17 protein-coding genes and 1 pseudogene are annotated in these 18,571 nt (G+C 65.0%); 2 read left to right on the top strand and 16 right to left on the bottom strand.

Features of this window, described 5'->3' with window-relative positions; all coding sequences use genetic code 11:
* Window positions 1-27: 27 nt before the first annotated feature.
* The 12 genes from H0241_RS27840 to H0241_RS27785 all read right to left on the bottom strand — a co-directional run bounded on the left by H0241_RS27840 (window position 28) and on the right by H0241_RS27785 (window position 13,325).
* Entirely contained in the window at window positions 28-1,026 is a 999-nt protein-coding gene (locus tag H0241_RS27840; protein WP_181060980.1) for a nitroreductase family protein, read from the bottom strand.
* Between the two features lies 1 nt (window position 1,027).
* Complete coding sequence (locus tag H0241_RS27835; RefSeq protein ID WP_181060979.1) at window positions 1,028-2,239, bottom strand: hypothetical protein; 1,212 nt, start codon at window positions 2,237-2,239, stop codon at window positions 1,028-1,030.
* Window positions 2,236-3,123 (bottom strand): ThiF family adenylyltransferase, encoded by an 888-nt coding sequence (locus H0241_RS27830; RefSeq protein ID WP_181060978.1) that lies wholly within the window; start codon window positions 3,121-3,123, stop codon window positions 2,236-2,238. Before H0241_RS27830 ends, H0241_RS27835 begins: the two co-directional genes overlap by 4 nt.
* A complete protein-coding gene (locus H0241_RS27825) occupies window positions 3,111-4,061 on the bottom strand; it encodes a hypothetical protein (protein WP_210285101.1) in 951 nt (316 codons plus the stop codon). The genes H0241_RS27830 and H0241_RS27825 overlap by 13 nt, the downstream gene beginning before the upstream one ends.
* 497 nt (window positions 4,062-4,558) lie before the next feature.
* Window positions 4,559-6,325, bottom strand: a complete 1,767-nt coding sequence (locus H0241_RS27820) for an ABC transporter ATP-binding protein (protein WP_181060977.1) — start codon at window positions 6,323-6,325, stop codon at window positions 4,559-4,561.
* A 208-nt stretch (window positions 6,326-6,533) separates the two neighbouring features.
* Window positions 6,534-7,478 (bottom strand): acetamidase/formamidase family protein, encoded by a 945-nt coding sequence (locus H0241_RS27815; protein ID WP_181060976.1) that lies wholly within the window; start codon window positions 7,476-7,478, stop codon window positions 6,534-6,536.
* A complete protein-coding gene (locus tag H0241_RS27810) occupies window positions 7,468-9,111 on the bottom strand; it encodes an ABC transporter substrate-binding protein (protein WP_181060975.1) in 1,644 nt (547 codons plus the stop codon). Before H0241_RS27810 ends, H0241_RS27815 begins: the two co-directional genes overlap by 11 nt.
* Before the next feature lie 38 nt (window positions 9,112-9,149).
* A complete protein-coding gene (locus tag H0241_RS27805; RefSeq protein ID WP_181060974.1) occupies window positions 9,150-10,070 on the bottom strand; it encodes an ABC transporter permease in 921 nt (306 codons plus the stop codon).
* Window positions 10,067-10,969 carry an ABC transporter permease gene (locus tag H0241_RS27800; protein WP_210285100.1) on the bottom strand — a complete coding sequence of 301 codons (903 nt, stop codon included), beginning with the start codon at window positions 10,967-10,969 and terminating at the stop codon, window positions 10,067-10,069. Before H0241_RS27800 ends, H0241_RS27805 begins: the two co-directional genes overlap by 4 nt.
* Window positions 10,947-11,564, bottom strand: coding sequence for an ANTAR domain-containing response regulator (locus H0241_RS27795; protein WP_181060973.1), 618 nt, complete (start codon window positions 11,562-11,564; stop codon window positions 10,947-10,949). The genes H0241_RS27800 and H0241_RS27795 overlap by 23 nt, the downstream gene beginning before the upstream one ends.
* Complete coding sequence (locus H0241_RS27790) at window positions 11,561-12,655, bottom strand: transporter substrate-binding protein (RefSeq protein WP_181060972.1); 1,095 nt, start codon at window positions 12,653-12,655, stop codon at window positions 11,561-11,563. Before H0241_RS27790 ends, H0241_RS27795 begins: the two co-directional genes overlap by 4 nt.
* A 181-nt stretch (window positions 12,656-12,836) precedes the next feature.
* Window positions 12,837-13,325 carry a hypothetical protein gene (locus H0241_RS27785; protein ID WP_181060971.1) on the bottom strand — a complete coding sequence of 163 codons (489 nt, stop codon included), beginning with the start codon at window positions 13,323-13,325 and terminating at the stop codon, window positions 12,837-12,839.
* A gap of 131 nt (window positions 13,326-13,456) precedes the next feature.
* On the opposite strand from H0241_RS27785, the pseudogene H0241_RS27780 reads away from it, so the two are divergent.
* Window positions 13,457-13,837, top strand: a pseudogene (locus H0241_RS27780) (RtcB family protein); the annotation flags it as partial.
* A gap of 137 nt (window positions 13,838-13,974) precedes the next feature.
* Here H0241_RS27780 and H0241_RS27775 read toward each other — a convergent pair.
* The 3 genes from H0241_RS27775 to exbB are packed head-to-tail and all read right to left on the bottom strand — an operon-like array spanning window position 13,975 to window position 16,310.
* Window positions 13,975-14,922: an energy transducer TonB gene (locus H0241_RS27775; protein ID WP_181060970.1), complete on the bottom strand. Its 948-nt coding sequence runs from the start codon at window positions 14,920-14,922 to the stop codon at window positions 13,975-13,977.
* Entirely contained in the window at window positions 14,919-15,380 is a 462-nt protein-coding gene (gene exbD, locus H0241_RS27770; protein ID WP_181060969.1) for a TonB system transport protein ExbD, read from the bottom strand. The genes H0241_RS27775 and exbD overlap by 4 nt, the downstream gene beginning before the upstream one ends.
* 6 nt (window positions 15,381-15,386) lie before the next feature.
* Window positions 15,387-16,310 carry a tonB-system energizer ExbB gene (gene exbB / locus H0241_RS27765; RefSeq protein WP_181060968.1) on the bottom strand — a complete coding sequence of 308 codons (924 nt, stop codon included), beginning with the start codon at window positions 16,308-16,310 and terminating at the stop codon, window positions 15,387-15,389.
* Between the two features lie 317 nt (window positions 16,311-16,627).
* On the opposite strand from exbB, the gene H0241_RS27760 reads away from it, so the two are divergent.
* Window positions 16,628-17,302 carry a cysteine hydrolase family protein gene (locus H0241_RS27760; protein WP_181060967.1) on the top strand — a complete coding sequence of 225 codons (675 nt, stop codon included), beginning with the start codon at window positions 16,628-16,630 and terminating at the stop codon, window positions 17,300-17,302.
* Window positions 17,303-17,563: 261 nt separating this feature from the next.
* Here H0241_RS27760 and H0241_RS27755 read toward each other — a convergent pair whose 3' ends face one another.
* The gene (locus H0241_RS27755) at window positions 17,564-18,523 is read right to left on the bottom strand and encodes an LLM class flavin-dependent oxidoreductase (protein ID WP_181060987.1); all 960 of its coding nucleotides are present in this window, start codon (window positions 18,521-18,523) and stop codon (window positions 17,564-17,566) included.
* Between the last annotated feature and the right edge of the window lie 48 nt (window positions 18,524-18,571).

Here is an 18,571-nt window from a genome sequence, read left to right as displayed (position 1 = left end):
GGGCCGGCGCCAGCTCCGGCCCGTTTGTTATACGATGACCTGTTGAACCTGCAGCCGCGCCCGTTTCGGCATCGGACCGGCGACACCGGCCCGCAGCACATTGATCAGCCGCCGCTCGGGCGGAATGGCGAAATGCCTGCTGCAAATTTCGGCACTGTCCGCATGATCGGCCACCGCCGCCACCGGCCAGGCTGCAAACCCAAGCCGCGTCAGGTTGAGCCAAAACCGATAGAAGGCGCGGCCTGACTCGACGGGCGATTCCTCGCGCGGACGGTGAAACAACGCGATGGCCGTCGCCGACAGCGTCTTGGCCTTTTCGCCGGTCAGCGCCTTGCCGAGCCCGAGCGCGTCGATGGCTTCGAACAGGCCGGTGCCGAGAACCATTTTTGCGCCGAACCCTTCCAGCGCGCCCATGCGCAGCGCATCGAGATTGAGGCCGTCGGCAGCATAGCGCGGGTGCGAGCGCGCCAGCCGCATCCAGTCGACAAGCTCGCGACGAAAGGCGCGGTCGCGCAGGAAAATCATGCCGGCATCGTCGGCCAGCGCCGCCAGCATGGCGATGTCGCCGGGCGTATGGGCCAGCGTCACATCCTCGGCATCCTTCGCCCAGGCTTGTAGTGCCTGTGCGGCATCCATCGCCGCCGGCTTGAAATGCGCGCGCCAGGTGAAGCGGTTTGCAACATGGCCGTTCAGCGGCGAGGGTTGTGCGAAGCCACCGGGGACGATCCGTGCCGCCAGCCGGTAGCCGGGAAAGGCGACCGTGTCGTTTGCCGGCCAAAGGTCCTCGACAGCGGCAATGCCGATACCGGCGTCGGCCAGCGCCATGATCGTGCCTGCGACGGCAGTGCCGCAGGACACGGCCAAGTCGCGGCTATGCGGATCGCCGACCGGAAGCTGCCGCGCCAGTTCGGCCATGACAAGGATGGAACCGTCCGCCGCCATATGCCAGCGCGCCGGCTGCGTGTTGTGCACCGACGGCGCCAGATTGGCGGTGGCGACGATTCGGGAAAGCAAAGCGTGGTCCATCCTATAGCTTCGCCTCCCGCTGCGAGATCAGCATCGCCATGCGCTGGACGGCGCGCAGCTCCATCTCCAGCCCCGGCGACGAGGCCAACGCCGGCATATTGAGCGCGACGACGGTCAGCGGCTCGAGCGTCGCCAGCAGCACATGCGTCGCCTCGTATTTCTCGAACAGCCAGGCCAGCTGCTCGCGTATATCCTGGTCGACGGCCGCATCCGGCTGCACGTCGGCGAGCGAGCGCACGGGCTCCTGTGCCAGCGCCCGCGCCAGCACCTTGAGATCGAAATCGCCAAGGTCGGCGGCCGGCAGGATCAGGGCGCCGTCGACGAGAATGTTGTGCTGCAGCCCGCGCAGGAAACGCGCCGAATCGGTGAGATCCCCCTCGGCCATGTGCTTCAGCAGCGAGTCGCGGCGTTTTTCGGCGGTGAGGCTGACGCTGTCATTGTAGATGACGGCGAGCAGCGTCGCCGAAAGCACGATCACCACGCCCTGCACGCTGCCGCGCCAGCCGAGATCATCGATGCCGCCCAGCGCCATCCCGGCAAATACCGAGCTCAGCGCGATAACAGCGAAGGCGCCGATCGTGTCGCGGTGGCCGAGGCTCGCCCGTCCTAGACCGATCGTCAGCCAGCACAGGAACAGGATGGCGATGCCGCCGAGTCGCACCGGCACCTCGAACAGGCCGGGCCGGTAATCGGTGACCATGAACGGCAGGATCAACAGCAGTGACAGCGCCATACGCTCCACCGTGCGGTTTTCGGCCGCCGACAGGCTGTCGCGATCACGCGTCATCACCAGCCAGCCGATGGCGAGAAAACCGCCGAACTGGAAGGCCAGAAGCAATGCCATCCGCCATGGTTCGGCGAAGCGTCCCGGGATCAGCGCCAGCAGGAGAAACAGCAGGGCACCGCCGGCGGCGAAGAATTTAAGTGCGAACGGCGCATGCCGGCGCAGCAGCCCTTCGGTCAGCAGCAGCGCCGCCAGCGGCAACAGGCCCGCTGTCGCGATGGTGACGAAACGGAAGAGGGCGAGGCCGGTAGTCCAGTCGAGGATGCGGCACGCGAGCAGCACCGCCAGCACCCTGAGGCCAAACAGGAAACGCCGCGACAGCGGATCGCCGGTGTCGCGCCCGCCGACGATCGATATGACGATCAGCAGCCCGACCAGCGCTGCCAGCGAGGTGATGGTGTCGGCGACGAGCGTGTCGTCGAAACTCATGGCTCCGCCACCATCAGCTTGAGCATGAAACGACGCACCAGCGGTCGCAGGAGCGCCGCGACCAGCGCACTGCGTGGCCGCTCGACGCGCCCCTGGTAGGGGTTGAAGAACCAGCCGCGGCAGTCGGCGCCGTGTGGGTTGCCGAGGATGCCGGCGACGACCTCATAGGCCATCAGCATCCCGGTTGTAACGACCATCGGCGCAAACGACATCCGGCTGCGCTTTCCCGCCGCCACCTCGCCGGCCATGGCGAGATCGACATGGTGTCGCGACGAGGAGTTGAGCACGACATATTCGGCCTCGCGCAGGAAGGCGGTGGCGCGCTGCTCCGGCGTGATCGCATTCCAGGCGGTGCCACGCGTCGGATAGTCCAAACGCTCCTCCGGCATCGGATCACTTGGCCTGGTCACATAGACCGAGGGCAGAGGCGAAGCATAGGCGTCGATGACAGTCCGGTCGAGTTCGCGCGCCGTGCGGTAGAGCAGCAGCGAGGCGCCGAGATCGTCGGTGCCGTTGACAACAATGGCACTGTCGCGGATCGCTGATGTGGCGTGCTGCGGCCAATCCTTGCCGTGCACCTCGATCCGCATCTGCGGGTTGATGGTCAGGCAGATGTCGCGAGTCGCCTCCGCCTTCAGTCGGCCGACCGTTCCCATGAAGGCGAAGACCTGGCGGTTGAGATTGGAGATGGCGAAGGTGTCGAGGTCGGCAATGATCAAGCGCCCGACGCCGGCGCGCGCCAGCGCCATGATGCAGGCGCCGCCCATGCCGCCGGTGCCGCAGACGAACACCGTCGCGTTCCGCAGCCTGGCCTGCTGGGCTTGCGTCACGAACCCGATGTTGCGGGTCGTGAACTCGTCATAGCTGAATTCTAGCGTGTCCATGGTCGCAACACATTCCATTGCCGGCTGCTATCGGCCCAGTGAACCACCGGCAGGATGAGTCGCTGCAGCGTGGCGGCGGCGCCTGCCACGGCCAGCGCGGCAAGCGAGCCACGCGGCACGGTGTCGGCGAGATAGGTGCGCGCGGCCTGGAAACTCATCTGGCCGATCTGCAGCACGTCATCGCCGCGCCCATAGTCGAGCTCCTTGCGGCAGAACTCGTTAAAGGTCTCCTCGCGGTGCTTGGCCGCCTCATCGAAGGTTTTCTTCAGATCGTCCGAGCCGCCCGTATAGGCATTGGTGATGACGAAGCGCTCCTCGTCGAAGCCCGCTTCCGGGCCGACGCCGAAGACATGGCGATGACGCGCCATGATCTGCCGCGCCAAAAGCACGTGCGTCAACGATCGCCGCGCGCCGGCATGCGGGCCGGGAAACACATTGCTGAAGGCCTCGGCGACCATGCCGACGACGGCGGGAACCTGGGTGACGTTGGAGATCCAGATCGGTCTGAGCTGGTTGCGCAAAAACATCAGGAAGCAGGTCAGGCCGTAGAGGATCCAGCTGAGGCCGCGGCTGCGCTCGTCCGGATCGACCATGACGAGACCCAGATGCAGCACCTCATAGGGCTTGCCGGCCAGCGATATCTCCATCAGCGCCAGCGCGTTGAAGGCGATCGGCCGCCCGTCGCTGCGGCGATAGACGATGGTGATGATGGAATGTTCCAGCCGGCTGCGGTCGCCGGAAAAGACGCCATAGGTCAGGCTGCCGTCCCTAAGCGTCTTCGACGCCACCAGCCGCAGATCGCTGCTCAGCTGCTCCAGTTCGGCAGCCTTCATCCAGCGCCCAGGCCGCTCCACGACGCGCGTCTCGTATCCATCGGACACGCGCATGCGCACATCCATGAACCGACCCGGCAGCAGCTGCAGAACCGCCTTAAGCAAGACCTTTTGTCCTCGTAGGCCCTAACGCCTGGCGTATCATGGCCGTTATCAGCCTAAGGTGCGGTAAACCCGAAGACGACAACGCCTGGTTGGCCCGAACAAGGTAAAAGAATAGCTGCAATGCCGGCATTCCGATGGCGGCGTGCTTTCGGCTGCCTCAAGAACTGCGGCGCTTAGCACCGCGAGACTGCGACCGTTTTGACCGACTGATTCCTGATCATCTGTGTTGGTGAACAGTCGACCCCCACTCCGTCGAGCTGCGCTCGACACCTCTCCCCCGATCGACGGGGGAGAGGAAGGACGCGAAGCGATTCCAGCTGGCACCTTTCCTCTCCCTCCGGAGGGGGGAGGTGGCGCCGCGAAGCGGCGACGGAGTGGGGGAAGCCCTTCGCGAAACGCGAGGCCGCCGCAAAACGGGTACAACCGGGCGGGCGAAAAATTCTGCTGCATCGCCCTGGCATAGGGCCGTCGAACACGGCTGAGACACCGAACCGGACTCAATCCTCGGCGGCCACGAGATGGCCGTTGCCGACATCGTTCAGCGCCAGCTTCAGCGGCGCCTCGCCGATCTTTCGCGTCGCGCTGGGGATTTCCTGGTCGAGGCGGGCGAAACGCGTTCTGCGTTGCGCCGGATCGGGCACCGGCACGGCTTCGATCAGCCGCCTGGTGTAGGGGTGGCGCGGGTTGGAAAACACCTGGTCGCGTGTGCCCATTTCGACAATCTGGCCGAGATACATGACGGCGACACGGTCGGAAATGTTTTCCACCACAGCCATGTCGTGCGAGATGAACAGATAGGCGACACCGAATTCGCGCTGCAATTCCTTCAGCAAATCGAGCACGCGGGCCTGCACCGAAACGTCGAGCGCCGAGACACTTTCATCGGCGATGATCAGCTTCGGTCGCAAGGCGAGCGCGCGGGCAATGCAGACGCGTTGGCGCTGACCGCCGGAGAATTCATGCGGATAGAGTTCCATCTGGTCGGCCGACAGGCCGACGCGCTCGAACAGCGCGGCGACGTGGTCGCGGCGCTCGTCCTTCGAGGCGATGCCATGGATCACCAGTGGCTCGGCGACGAGGTCGCCGACGCGCATGCGCGGGTCGAGCGAGGCGAACGGATCCTGGAAAATCATCTGCACGTCGCGGCGAACGGCCTTGCGCTCGTCGCGACCAAGTCCCGAGAGGTTGCGCCCGCCGATGACGATGTCGCCGCTATACGGCACCAGCCCGGCCAGTGCCTTGGCCGTGGTCGACTTGCCGCAACCGGATTCGCCGACCAGCGCCAGCGTCTCGTTGGGCGCGATCGAAAAGCTGACGCCCTCGACGGCGTGGACGCGGCGGGTAACCTGGCCAAAGATACCCCCACGCAGATCGAAGCGGACATGCAGGTCGCTGACATCGGCGACGTTGGCCGGCTTCGAAACTTCCACCACGTCCCTGGATTTCTGGCGGCCGACACCACTGCCGATGCGCGGCACGGCGGCCAGCAGTTCGCGCGTATAATCGGCCTGCGGTCGGGCAAAAATGTCCGATGTGTTGCCTTCCTCGACCATCCGGCCATGCCGCATGATGATGACGCGATCGGCCATTTCGGCGACCACGCCCATATCGTGGGTGATCAGGATGACGCTGGTGCCGTGCTGACGCTGCAGGTCGCGCAAGAGTTCCAAGACCTCGCCTTGCACCGTGACGTCGAGCGCCGTGGTCGGCTCGTCGGCGATCAGCACGTCGGGCTCCAGCGCCAGCGCCATGGCGATCATCACCCGCTGGCGCATGCCGCCGGAGAGCTCATGTGGAAACTGCTTTAGCCGGCTTTCGGCTTCCGAAATGCGCACCGCCTTCAGCGCCTCGATCGCGCGCTGACGGGCTTCCGCCTGCGACAGGCTGGTATGCGCCTCGATGGATTCGGTCAGCTGCCGGCCAATCGACAGCACCGGGTTGAGCGACGTCATCGGCTCCTGGAAGATCATGGCGATTCGGTCGCCGCGTATGCGCCGCATCTGGCGCCCGTCGAGGGTTGCCAGGTCGGTGTCCCCAAGGTGGATCTGGCCGGATGATATGCGCGCGGCCGGCTGTGGCAGCAGCTGCATGATCGCCAGCGCCGTCATCGATTTGCCGGAGCCGGATTCGCCGGCAATGCAGAGTGTCTCGCCACGCGCCAGCGTCAGAGAGAGGTTGGAGACGACCTCGCGCTCGCCATCCTCGCCGCGCACGCTGACGGAGAGGTTGGCGATGTCGAGGATGGGGTTCGTTTCGTTGGTCATCGCAAGCGCGACCCTGCGACGGATTTATTCCGCCGCACCCCCCTCTGGCCTGCCGGCCATCTCCCCCTCAAGGGGGGAGATTGGATTTCACCCCGGTTTTCGCCAATCACCAACCTCTGAAGAAAGGCGAGACGCCGCAGCTGCCGATCTCCCCCCTTGAGGGGGAGATACCCGGCAGGGCAGAGGGGGGTGCAGCGCCGACCCGGCGTCATTCAAACACGCAGCGCGGGAAGTAGAACGACACCACCCAGTTCGGCATATCGACAATCTCGCTGATGCGCAGATCGCCGCACACCGAAGCAAGCATGTAAGCGTCGACCGGATCGATCTTGTAGCGCCCCGCGAGCAGATCGACCATCTGCGCAACCGCCTCCTTTGCCCCAGCCATCAGGTCCGGCCCAATGCCGGTCGTCACCTCATAGCCCTTGGCGTCGAGATGGCGCGTCACCGGGCCAGAGGTGGTGAAGCGCGGTGTCTTCAGCCTGGCGTCCTTGACCAGGTCGAGCTTGAGCACGACATCCATCGGGCTTTCGATCGCCGTGCCGCAGACCTCGCCATCGCCTTGCGCGGCATGGGTGTCGCCGACCGAGAACAGCGCGCCAGTCACTTCCACCGGCAGATAGAGCGTGGTGCCGGCGGCGAGGTCGCGGATGTCGAGATTGCCGCCAGCGCGCCGCGGCGGCACCACCGAGTGAAGCCCCATCTCAGCCGGCGCGTTGCCGATGGTGCCGGCAAACGGTTTCAGCGGCACCCGCGCGTTCTTGCCGAACAGCGCCGGCTCGAGCGAGGCCGCATCGTATTTCCAGATGTTCAGCGCCGGCTCCGTGAAGTCGTCGGCGAGCAGGCCGAACCCCGGAATGTTCGCCGTCCAGCCGAAGCCGGACGGTTTGAACATCTCGATCGTCACCTTCAGCGCGTCACCCGGCTCCGCGCCTTCGACGAAGATCGGCCCGGTCACCGGGTTGACCTTGGCGAAGTCGAGCTTGACGACGTCGGCGACCGTGCTGTCGGCATTCAGCTGGCCGCCGGCGGCATCGAGGCACTGGAACTCGATGGTCGAGCCGGGCGCCACCCGCTCGGCCGGGGCAAAGGAATTGTCCCACCCGAAATGGTGATGGCGCCCGTGAATGGTGTAGTCGCAGTTATTGCACATCTTTTACGTACACATTGTCGTAGTTGATCGGGATATGGACCGGGTCGACATAGAGGTTGTCGGCGCCGCCCATGCGGGCGGATTTCATGGTGAAGCGCTGTTCGTTGAACACCGGCGCCCAGGGCGCGTCTTCCATCACCTTGTCGTAGATGGCGCTCCACATCTTGTCGCGCTCGCCAGCCTTGGCGGGATCGACCACCGAGTCGGCCTCGGCCGCCTTGGCGTCGAGATCCTTGTTGCAATACCACGACCAGTTCCAGCCGCCGGGCACCGCGCCAGCACAGCCGAGGATCGGGCCGTAGAAGTTGGACGGATCCGGGAAGTCCGCGATCCAAGCCATGCCGCCTGACCAGATCATCGGCGCGCCGGCCTTGTCGCCGCCAGCAGCGATGACATTGGCCTGCGCCAGCGACTGGATGCTGGCCTTGATGCCGATCGCCGCCAGATCCTGCTGGATCGCCTGGGCGATGCGCGGATTGGGATCAGTGTTCATGGCAAACAATTGCGTGTCGAAGCCATCGGGATGGCCGGCCTCGGCCAGCAGCGCCTTGGCCTTGGCGACGTCATAGGCGTAGCCCTTGTACTCCTTGTCGTAGCCCGGCATCGACGGCGGCAGCGGCTGGTTGGCCGGCACGGCGCGGCCGTTGATGATCTGGATGATGCGCGCCTTGTTGAGGGCCATGTTGACGGCCTGGCGCACCTTCACATTGTCGAACGGCGCCATGGTGGTGTTCATGGTGACGTAGCCGGTATGCAGCTGGCCGCCTTCGACGACGCGCGCCTTCTGCTCGGGATCGGCCATCACCTCCTGGAATTTTGCCGGCGGAATGCCGTCGCCGGGCACATCGATCTCGCCCTTCTGCAGGCGCAGCAGCGCCACGATCGGCTCCTGACCGATCTCGAAGGTGATCTTGTCGAGGTGCGGCAGGCCCTTGTGCCAATAGTCCGCATTGCGCTCGAAGACGATGCGCTGGCCAAGCGTCCATTCGGCAAGCTTGAAAGCGCCGGTGCCAACCGGATGCTTGCCGAAATCGGCGCCGTATTTTTCGACCTCCTCCTTCGGCACGACATGGGCGAAGTTGATGGCCATGACATGCAGGAAGGTGGCGTCGGGGCGGGTCAGTTCGAACTTGACCGTGTAGGGATCGACGACGGTGACGCCCGACAGGCCTTCGGCCTTGCCGGCGGCGACATCGTCATAGCCCTTGATCGAGCCGAAGAAGCCGGCGCCGGGGCTCTGCGTCTTCGGATTGGTGACGCGGTCGAGCGAGTATTTCACGTCGTCGGCGGTCATCTCGCGGCCATTGTGGAATTTCACGCCGTGGCGCAGCTTGAAGGTGAAGGTCTGGCCGTCGGGTGCGATCTCGTAGCTTTCGGCGAGGTCGGGCTTGAGGTTGGTGGTGCCCGGTTCATAGTCCATCAGCCCGTCGAACAGGCTCTTGATCATCGACCAGTTCTGCCAGTCATAGCCGATCGCCGGATCGAGCGTGGCGACATCGTCCTTGTAGGTGATGGTGATGGCGCCGCCCTGCTTGGCGTTGGGGTCGACAGCGTCCTCGGCGCGGACGCTAGCCATGCCGAGCATCAGCGCCAAGGCCGATGCCGCGACGGTGGATGCGAGAAACTTTTTCATTGTTATGTTCCCTTTCTCTGTTTGTTTTGGTCCTGATTTCATCTGAGCTTGATGCGTGGATCGATGAACGGCGCGATGATGTCGGCGAGCAGGTTGCCGAGCACGATGGCGAAGGCTGACACCAGCGTGACGCCCATGATGATCGGAATGTCGACGCGCTGGATCGCCTGCCAGGCCAGCTGGCCGATGCCGGGCCAGCCGAACACGCTTTCGACGACGACGATGCCGCCCATGAAGATGCCGATGTCGATGCCGATCATGGCGATGACCGGCAGGATGGCGTTGGGCAGTGCGTGGCGGAAGATGATGGCGCTGCGCGCCAGCCCCTTGGCGCGCGCGGTGCGGACATAATCCTGGCGCAGCACGTCGATCATCGACGAGCGCATCATGCGCGCATACCAGCCGGCGCCGAGTATGCCCATGGTCAGCGACGGCAGTACGAGATGACGCCAGGTGCCGTAGCCGCCGATCGGAAACCAGCTGAGACGCACGGCAAAGACATAGAGCAGCAGCAGGCCGACAACGAATTGCGGCGCCGAGACGCCGACGAAGGAAGCGACCATCAAGGTCTGGTCGGTGGCGGTGCCGCGCTTGACGGCGGCAATCAGGCCCATGGAGAGCCCGATCAGCAATTCGCACAGGATAGCGCCGACCATCAGCAACAGGCTCGCCGGCAGCCGCGAGACGATGAGCTCGGTGACCTCCGAGCGCTGGATGTAGGAGCGGCCGAGATCGCCGCTGACGAGCTTCGTCAGGTAATGCCAGTACTGGACGGCGAAAGGCTGGTCGAGGCCGAGCTGCTGGCGGATGTTCTCGACCGTCTGCGGCGTAGCGCTGCGGCCGGCGATCTGGCGCACCGGATCGGCCGGCAGGAGATAGAGCAGCGCAAAGGTGATCAGCGACACACCGAGCAGGATGAGCAGCGACTGGATCAGGCGGCGGCCGAGATAGGCGATCATGCCCGGCCCCTTTGCGTTGGATCGAGGATGTCGCGCAGCGCGTCACCGATCAGGTTGAAGGCCAGCGCCAACGCCAGGATCGCCGCACCGGGGAAGAACACCAGCCAGGGTGCGGCCTGGAAATAGGTCTGGTTCTCGAAGATGATGTTGCCCCACGACGCCGTCGGCGGCTGCACGCCGATGCCGAGGAAGGACAGCGTCGCTTCCAGCAACACCGTGGTCGAAATGCCGAGCGTGCCCCAGACGATGATGGTCGGCAGAAGATGCGGCAGGATGTGGCGAAACAGGATGCGCGGTGCACTTGCGCCAATGGTGCGCTCGGCATCGATGAACTCGCGCTCGGCGAGCGAGGAGGTCTCGGTGTAGATGACGCGCGCGGTCTGCACCCAATTGACCAGCGCGATGACCATGGCGACGATCCACAGGCTCGGCTGGAACACCGCCGCCAGGCAGATGGCAAGCAGCAGCGCCGGAAACGCCATCATCAGATCGGTGAAGCGCATCAGCGCGCTGCCGATCCAGCCGCGGAAGTAACCGGCTGTGACGCCGACCAGCGTGCCGATCAAGAGCGCCACGCCATTGGCGACGATGCCGATGATCAGCGAGGTGCGGGCACCATAGAGGATGCGGGTCAACAGGTCGCGGCCGAGCAGGTCGGTGCCGAGCCAGTACTGGGCGCTCGGCGGCAGCGGCGAACCCTCGATGGTCAGGCCGTCGAACATCTGCTCGTTGGGATCGTAGCCGGTCAGCCATGGCGCCAGCACGGCGCCGGCGACGACGATGGCGACGATCACCAGGCCGAGCAGCGCCAGGCGGCGCTTGACTAGCCGGCGCCAGACGCCGGCGCGCGGCTTGACCGGCATGCGCGCAGGCAAATCAGGCGCGATGGGACTGGTCATCGCCGCCTTCCTCGCCCGATACGTCCTCTTCCGTCATCGCCACGATCCGCCGCGCGGCATCCTCGACACTGATCTGCCAGCTCATCGCCAGCGAGCGCAGCTGCGCATAAGCGCGCTCGTCATCGCTGCCTTTCGACAGTGCCGTCACCGCGCGCACGATGGTCTGGCGCTCGGCGACGCGCTGGCGCAGCGATGCAATTTCGCCGGCTAAGTGTTTTCGCGCCTCGAAGCTCTGCCTTGCGATCAAAAGCGCGCTGTAGACACCGGCATTGCCGACCGGCTTCAAAAGCTGCGCATCGGCCTTGTGCGACAGCGCCCATTCGATGCGGCCCGGCGCTTCCGAACCGATCAGCGCCACCAGCGGCATCGGCGCCTCGCCGGCTTTCCACGGAAATTGCTCGTCAAAGCCGAGATCGGCGTCGAAGAAGACGAAATCGGCGGCGAGCGCTTCGGGCGGCAGCTCCGGCCAGCAGTCGACCGTCGTAAGGCCGATGGCCGACAATTGTCGGGTGATCGCCTGCACCGTCGGGTGCGGGCGATGCAGGATGAAGGCCCGCGCGCCACCAAGATTGGGGATGCGTGGGGTTCTCGTCACGACACCACCCTCAGGCGCGGACGGCCGAACGTCTTGGCAGGGTCGTAGCGCGACAAATACGGATCCGGCGCGACCTCATCCTCGCGGCTGACCACCTCGAAGAAGCCGTCGGCGATCCGGCCGATGATCACCGGCAGCGTCGCATGCTGGGAGTGGGCATCGATGGCGATCGGCCCGAGCCGGGTTGAGAAGCGCCGCTCGGCGAAGGCTTTGGAGAATTCCGCCGGGCCGGCATCGGCATCGCGCGACAGCACGTCGGCCATCACTTGCACCGAGGCATAGGCGGAAGCCTCGAAGGACGAGGCGAAGGCAGCCGGCCGCGGCGCGAAATACGGCCCGACCGACAAATGTCCCTTGCCCGTTTCGCCGATCGCCGGCAGTTCGCCCTCGGTGAGGTTACAGGAAATGACGGGGCAGTTTTGCGGGCTGAAAGCAGCATCCTCGTCGCCCAGCTCGCGATAGGCCGCTAGGAAGGCGTAGGACGAGGTGCCGATCAGATTGTTGAGGATGAAGTTCGGCCGCATCGCCCGGATTTCGGCGATCAGGCGTGACACGTCGGTCTCGCCGATGCGCAGATAGCGCTCGCCCAGCACTTTGCCGCCGGCATCGGCGATCAGGTCGCGCGCCACGCGGTTCATCTCCCAGCCCCAGATGTAGTTCGAGCCGAGCAGGAAACCGTTGGCGCCGAAGCGCGGCACGACATGCGCCATCAGCGGCACCAGATGCTGGTTGGGGCAAGCGTGCATGTAAACGACGTGCTCGTTGGCCTCGAAGCCCTCATAGGGGCAGGCATACCAGAGCATGCCGCCGGCCTTCTCCAGCACGGGGATCGTCTCCTTGCGGCTCCACGAGGTGACGCAGCCGACGACATGGCGGGCGCTGCTGGTCCTGAAAATGTCCTCGCATAGCGTCGCATAGCGATCGGCGTTGCTTTGCGGATCGCGCTCGACCGGCACCAGTTCGATGCCTGAGCCTCGGTCGGCGTTGATGTCGGCAATGGCGCGCATGGCGCCCATCCGGCACGCATCGGAGATCAGCTGATAGCTGCCCGAGCGGGAATAGAGGATGCCGATCTCGATATGCCGTTTCAAACACAACCCCAGAAATGACAATGCCCCGCAGCCGGCGCGCAGGGGCGAGGCATACGAGGCATATTTGCCGCCCGGCGATCAGGGCCGGTATTTTGCGCTAGCGTATTCGGTCCGGCGGGTCAGTCAAGCCCTTACCGACGTCGACATGCAACGCCACCGCTCGCCAATCAGCCGTGACCGGCTATCTGGCCGTCGCTCTTTGACTGTGTTGGCGGGCATAGGCCACACAGGCGTCCACCGTACTGACACAAAGCGCGTCCCGTTTGTTCGGCAAATTGTTGTCGCCCGCGTAGGCGACTTCGGCGACGCGGCCGTCGACCATGCGAATTTGCGTGTCGCAATAGCCGCCGGGAGCGACATTGACGGAGCCGCCGACCGTCGGGATCGCGCCGACCGCCAGGGTTGGGACGACAATGCTGAGATTGCCGCGCTGAACGACGCGCTTGTAGGTCCAGATCTGGCCAGACCCGCCAACGTCTGCGGTGGCGGTCGGAAAGCCCGCGCACATTCGAACGTCGGCTTCGCTGAGGCCGACCATCTCCTTGCGGGCCGCCGCCGCCGTGGGCTCAACCTTGGCGATGCGTGATGTATCGTCGGGAATGACGCAGGAAGACTGGACGCCGACGACAAGAACAGGAAGGACAAGCTTTCTAATACAGGAAAATGTCATACCGATTGTCGGATTTGCCCTGTTGTCGGATTTGCGTGGCGCCCGGCCGCGCCCTTTACCTAGGCAAACAGGCGAGCGGTTCAACCCGTGCAGCTTCACGAAAAGGTGGCCGAGCGAGGCGAGGTATCGGAGTCGCCATCCTTCCGCTTGCCATGGTTCTGATCGTGCGCGGCAAGAACGCCGAGAACGGGCTTGGCTTCTCGCCGCACGGTGCTGGACGCAATTTTTCGCGCACCCAGCACCGGCGCATGCAGGCGGGACGCAGCGACGCCGATATCTTTGCGCAGGAGACGAAGGGAATCGATGCCCGCTTCTTCTCCGGCGTGACGGATATTTCGGAGCTGCCGAGCGCCTGCAAGAACGCGGCCTCGATGCGCCGCCAGATCGAGCATTTCGGCCTGGCGGAGATCGTCGACGAGGTGCTGCCCTATGGCTGCATCATGGCCGGCGACTGGGAGGCCAACGCCCCCTGGCGCAAGAAGCGGGAAGCGCGCCTGCAGCAGGGGCGCTAGTCAAAAAGGTATGCGGGCCGCAAGGGTCCGCATCCAGCATCGGCTCCACCGTCAGGCCCACGCGGATGGTTGTTGAGAGTCGTTGGCAACATGCAAGCGTCAGGCAACAAGGTCGGTACCGTTCGCTGGACACCACTTTACCGCAGCGTGAACATCAAAGGCGCCACGACAGCCGTACCGGCCTTCTCAGGCGGTGGCACGGGCACCGTCGCACCCTGCAGAATGCTGAGCGCCGCTCGATCGAGATCCGCGTCCCCCGAAGAACGTGTCAGCCGGACGGAGGTCACCTTGCCCGAAGCGCTAACGACGAAGGTCACATTTGCGGTACCCACGGCGCGCCGCGACCTTGCCGCGCTCGGGTAGCGCTTGTGCCGATTGATCCATCCGATCAGCTGTGAGTTCCATTTGCTTGCACTGACTGATGATCCACTCAATTGCGAAGCCTTGGGTGCAGAAGCCTTCGCCGCCGCCTTCGCATCAACGCTGGCGGTCACGACGGCTTTCGCCGGCGCAGCCTTTTCCTTCTTCTCTTTCTTCGGCTTCGGCTTGGGCTTTTCGACCGCCTTCTTCGCCTTCTCGACCGGCTTGTCCTCGACTGGTTTCGCTTGCGGCAGCGGAATGACCACGTCCGGCGCCACGGTCGGGACGATGTCGGGCACCACCTCATCCAGCGGTGGCGGTTGATCGAGTTGTTCGGCCGCTGCTGTCTCGATCGGCGCAGTCTCGTCGGGTTGAACCGCTTCCGTTTCTTCGGTGACCGGCTCCGGCTTGTCGACTTCGGGTTCCACGACGGGCTTTGCGTCGGCGACCGCCTCCTCGACCTGGTTCGTCGGCTCCAGCGTCACCACATCGGCCATGGTATCGTCCGGCACGGCCGGCGCGACCATCATCGGCGACAGCTCGATCGCCACCGCCGGCGGTGGGCCACCATCCATCTCGTTGGCCAGGCTGAAGTTTTGCACGGCATAGGCGATCGCCACATGCGCCCCGACAATGAGCACGGCGGCGACCGTCCACAAGCCGATCTCGCGCGCGCCAGTGCGCGGCGGATCGGCCATGGGAACGGCGGCGGCCAGATGCGTCATGGGGCGGCGCCTGGTTGCGACGGCGCGAACGCATCCGCCGGCACCGTCTCCAGCCCGACCAGCGCGATCTTCAGATAGCCGGCGCCGCGCAGGAGATTCATCACCTCCATCAACTCGCCATAGCCGACCGCCTTGTCGGCGCGCAGGAAGATGCGGGTCTGCTTGTCGCCCTTGGTCTTGCCGTCGAGCACGGCGGCGAAAGCCTGGCGCGGCACGCTGTCATTGCCGATTGCCAGCGTCAAATCGTCCTTCAGCGTCAGGAACAGCGGCGTCTCCGGCCGGGGTGCCGGCGTCGCGGTCGAGCCCGGCAGGTCGACATTGACGTCAACCGTCGCCAACGGTGCAGCGACCATGAAGATGATCAGCAGCACTAGGATGACATCGATGAAGGGCGTGACGTTGATCTCGTGGTTCTCCTCGAGATCGCCGTCGATGTTCTCGCGAATTCTAGCCGCCATGGCCCATCACTCCGCCGCCAGCGCGGTTGCCGGTGGCACCGTGCGGAAATCCAGATCGCGGCTGACCAGGCGCTCGACGCCTGCCGAAGCATCGGCGAGGATCTGCCGGTAGCCGGATATCGAGCGCACAAAGACGTTGTAGATGACAACCGCCGGAATAGCCGCGACCAGGCCCATCGCGGTTGCCAGCAGCGCCTCGGCGATGCCGGGCGCGACGACGGCAAGATTGGTGGTCTGCGCCTGAGAGATGCCGATGAAGGCGTTCATGATGCCCCAGACGGTGCCGAACAGGCCGACGAAGGGCGCCGTCGAGCCGATCGTCGCCAGCACACCGGTGCCGCGCGACATGCGCCGCGCCGCCGCCGCCTCGATGCGCGACAGGCGTGACGTCACGCGTTCCTTCAGCCCGTCGCCGGTGACGTGGTCGAGCGCGCCGGGCGAAAGTGCCGCCTCTTCCTCGGCCGCCTGCACCAAAAGCGCACCGGGGCCGCCACTGTTGCCAAGCGCGCGCCCGGCCTGCAGCAAGGTGGCGGCATTGCCGATGGCGCGCGCGGCGCGCCGGGCGCTGAGCTTGCCGAAGAGGAATTCCAGCGACTTGACCAGCCACACCGTCCAGGTGACGAGGGAGGCGAAGGCAAGCCCGATCATCACCGCCTTGACGATGATGTCGGCGGCCATGAACATGCCCCAGGGCGACAGATCGTGCGGCAGCGTCAGCGATATCGCCGAAGGCTCGGCCGGCGCGACTTGCCCGGCGGCGGGCGCAGTCGGCGCGACGGGCGCAGGCTGGGCGGCTGCGGCCGGTTCCGTCGTAACCCTGGGCTGGGTGGCTGGCTGCTCTTGCGCAGCAGCGCTGCCGGCCGACAGCATGACCACGGCCAACGCCGCCAACAAACCATTTCTGGACACGCTTCGTCCTCGCTTCGTCATTGCACGTAACCGCTGGTCGGTGACGGGATGCGGAAACCCATCGACCCCGGAAAAGTCCAGCCACGGATTCCGGCTTTCACTCAAACGCGGCACAGCCGCTGGAAACCAATTCAGGCGACCGTGCCCCCGCTTGACTATAAAACATGAGTTTACTAGTCAACAAACAAGATGGCTTTTTGGCCAACTGTCTTGGGCGCGATGTCTCAACCGGCGCATCGTCCTGGTGCCGGTCCTACCTGGCGTCGTCACACTGAGGGGTGGACGGCGGCGCGAGTCTTGGGCCACGATGACGTGGCAGCAAGCGGAGGCATGCGGCGATGATCAAGGCGACACCGTTCGATTTCCCCTATGACGGCAGGCTGGTGCCGGCAAACACCGCGCTGCTGGTCATCGACCTGCAGGAGGATTTTCTCTCGACCTCGGGCTATTTCGCCAGGAAGGGTTACGACCCGGCGCCGCTGCGCGCCATCCTGCCGACGGTCAACCGGCTGATCGCCGCCGCACGCTCGGCTGGTCTCACCGTGATCCACACCAGACAAGGCTACCGCGGCGACATGGCCGATATGACGCCTTACGAGAGATGGCGCCGCAAGCGGGCGGGCCTGGAGGGCACCGACGTGCTGTTGCGCTCCGGCCCTGGCTTCCAGATCGTCGCCGACATAGAGGTCGCGCCGCACGACATCATCGTCGACAAGACCTGCAACAGCGCCTTCATCTATACCGATTTCGAGCTCGTATTGCGGGCACGCGGCATCACGCATCTGATGTTTACCGGCTGCACCACCGATGTATGTGTGCACACTACCCTGCGCGAGGCCTGCGATCGCAATTTCCAGTGCCTGACCATCGCCGACGCCTGCGCCAGCGGCGACAGACAAGCGCATGAGGCGGCGCTGCACATGGTGACGGTGGAGGACGGGGTGTTTGGTGCGCTGACGGAGTCTGGCGCTGTCCTGGAGGCGCTGGCGTGGTTGGGTGCGAAGGTTGGCTAGGACCGGCGGAATTGGGACGATAACGTTTCGCAGCGTTCCTTCACCACCCCCCTCTGGCCTGCCGGCCATCTCCCCCTCAAGGGGGGAGATCAGCAAGCTTGGTTGGCGTCGCCATTCCTGCAATGCAGGTGATTTGCGAAAGCAGTGATGCAGCCAATCTCCCCCCTTGAGGGGGAGATGTCCGACAGGACAGAGGGGGGTGCTGTCCCGCCAACGTTTCCGAATAGCGATCCGCAACGGACGCCAGTTCCGGTGGCGTGCTTACCGCGCTGCGTGAATGTCGGAACCCGCCCGCGAAGCAAACGCGCCTGGCTGCGGCACCTCTGCTTCACGGCGTGCCAGCGAGTTGCGCAAGAGCGCGATCGCCTCGCGGCCGATGCTGGCGATCTCGCGCGGCCGGTCGATGCCGACGATCATGAATTCGCTGATGCCGAGTGCCGCATAGGGCAGCAGCGACAAGGCGATCTGTGCAGGCGGTCCTGAGAGTTCCACCGCCTTGTGGCCGGCAGTGGATGCTGCGCCTTCGGCCCGAATGCGAACCGGAAGAGCAAAACGCAGCTTGCCGGCGCGGCCATGTTCGGCGGCGGCGCTGCGCGCCCGTTCCATCAGCTGACGGATCTCGTCGAGTGAACCCGGCGCCAACTCAAAGACATCGGCATGACGGCCGGCGACCCTGAGCGCGGTGCCGGACTGGCCGCCCATGCGGATGGTCACGTCGACGCCATGCGGCCCCTTGCGCGGCACATAGCCGCCCTTAATGCTGTAGAAGGCGCCTTCATGGTCGAAGGGCCGGTCGTTCGACCACAGCCGCTTCAACAGCACCAGATATTCGTCGATGCGCTGCCAGACCACCGTATGGCCGACCGGGCGCGTCTCGGCATCGTCGTCGTCCAGCGGCTCGCTCAGCATCCTCAGCGACAGCCGGCCGCCGCTCCTGGCGTCGAGCGCCGCCAGCTGCCGCGCCGCGACCGCGGGCGCGATCACGCCGGCCCAATGCGTCAGCACCACTTCCAGCGATGAGGTTCGGTCGAGTGCCCGGGCGGCAATGTCCATATTGGTCAATAGCCCGGCCGGGTCGTCGACGACGATCCTCTGGAAGCCGGAATCCTCGATCAGTGACAGCTTTGTCGCCGTCTCGACGAAGTCATAGAAGAAAGGAACGGCCGAACCGGCGTCGGCGGCATGCGTTTTACCGGGAACATGCGTGAACTCGATCGGCATTGCCATCTCCTCCATCACGTTGGAATAGCGGTCCGCGCCAAAGCGCAT

It is taken from the genome of Mesorhizobium neociceri (assembly GCF_013520985.1).
In the GTDB taxonomy this organism is placed as follows: Bacteria; Pseudomonadota; Alphaproteobacteria; order Rhizobiales; family Rhizobiaceae; genus Mesorhizobium; species Mesorhizobium neociceri.
Note: the sequence above shows the minus strand (reverse complement) of the source record. Positions and strands in the feature narration are given on the sequence as shown.

What these genes read in the sequence shown, in the direction of transcription:
- H0241_RS27815 (WP_181060976.1), bottom strand. Translation starts at nt 7,478, where the DNA reads ATGTGCAATAACTGCGACTACACCATTCACGGGCGCCATCACCATTTC.
- H0241_RS27840 (WP_181060980.1), bottom strand. Translation starts at nt 1,026, where the DNA reads ATGGACCACGCTTTGCTTTCCCGAATCGTCGCCACCGCCAATCTGGCG.
- H0241_RS27785 (WP_181060971.1), bottom strand. Translation starts at nt 13,325, where the DNA reads ATGACATTTTCCTGTATTAGAAAGCTTGTCCTTCCTGTTCTTGTCGTC.
- H0241_RS27805 (WP_181060974.1), bottom strand. Translation starts at nt 10,070, where the DNA reads ATGATCGCCTATCTCGGCCGCCGCCTGATCCAGTCGCTGCTCATCCTG.
- H0241_RS27760 (WP_181060967.1), top strand. Translation starts at nt 16,628, where the DNA reads ATGATCAAGGCGACACCGTTCGATTTCCCCTATGACGGCAGGCTGGTG.
- exbD (WP_181060969.1), bottom strand. Translation starts at nt 15,380, where the DNA reads ATGGCGGCTAGAATTCGCGAGAACATCGACGGCGATCTCGAGGAGAAC.
- H0241_RS27800 (WP_210285100.1), bottom strand. Translation starts at nt 10,969, where the DNA reads ATGACCAGTCCCATCGCGCCTGATTTGCCTGCGCGCATGCCGGTCAAG.
- H0241_RS27810 (WP_181060975.1), bottom strand. Translation starts at nt 9,111, where the DNA reads ATGAAAAAGTTTCTCGCATCCACCGTCGCGGCATCGGCCTTGGCGCTG.
- exbB (WP_181060968.1), bottom strand. Translation starts at nt 16,310, where the DNA reads ATGACGAAGCGAGGACGAAGCGTGTCCAGAAATGGTTTGTTGGCGGCG.
- H0241_RS27830 (WP_181060978.1), bottom strand. Translation starts at nt 3,123, where the DNA reads ATGGACACGCTAGAATTCAGCTATGACGAGTTCACGACCCGCAACATC.
- H0241_RS27755 (WP_181060987.1), bottom strand. Translation starts at nt 18,523, where the DNA reads ATGCCGATCGAGTTCACGCATGTTCCCGGTAAAACGCATGCCGCCGAC.
- H0241_RS27820 (WP_181060977.1), bottom strand. Translation starts at nt 6,325, where the DNA reads ATGACCAACGAAACGAACCCCATCCTCGACATCGCCAACCTCTCCGTC.
- H0241_RS27835 (WP_181060979.1), bottom strand. Translation starts at nt 2,239, where the DNA reads ATGAGTTTCGACGACACGCTCGTCGCCGACACCATCACCTCGCTGGCA.
- H0241_RS27775 (WP_181060970.1), bottom strand. Translation starts at nt 14,922, where the DNA reads ATGACGCATCTGGCCGCCGCCGTTCCCATGGCCGATCCGCCGCGCACT.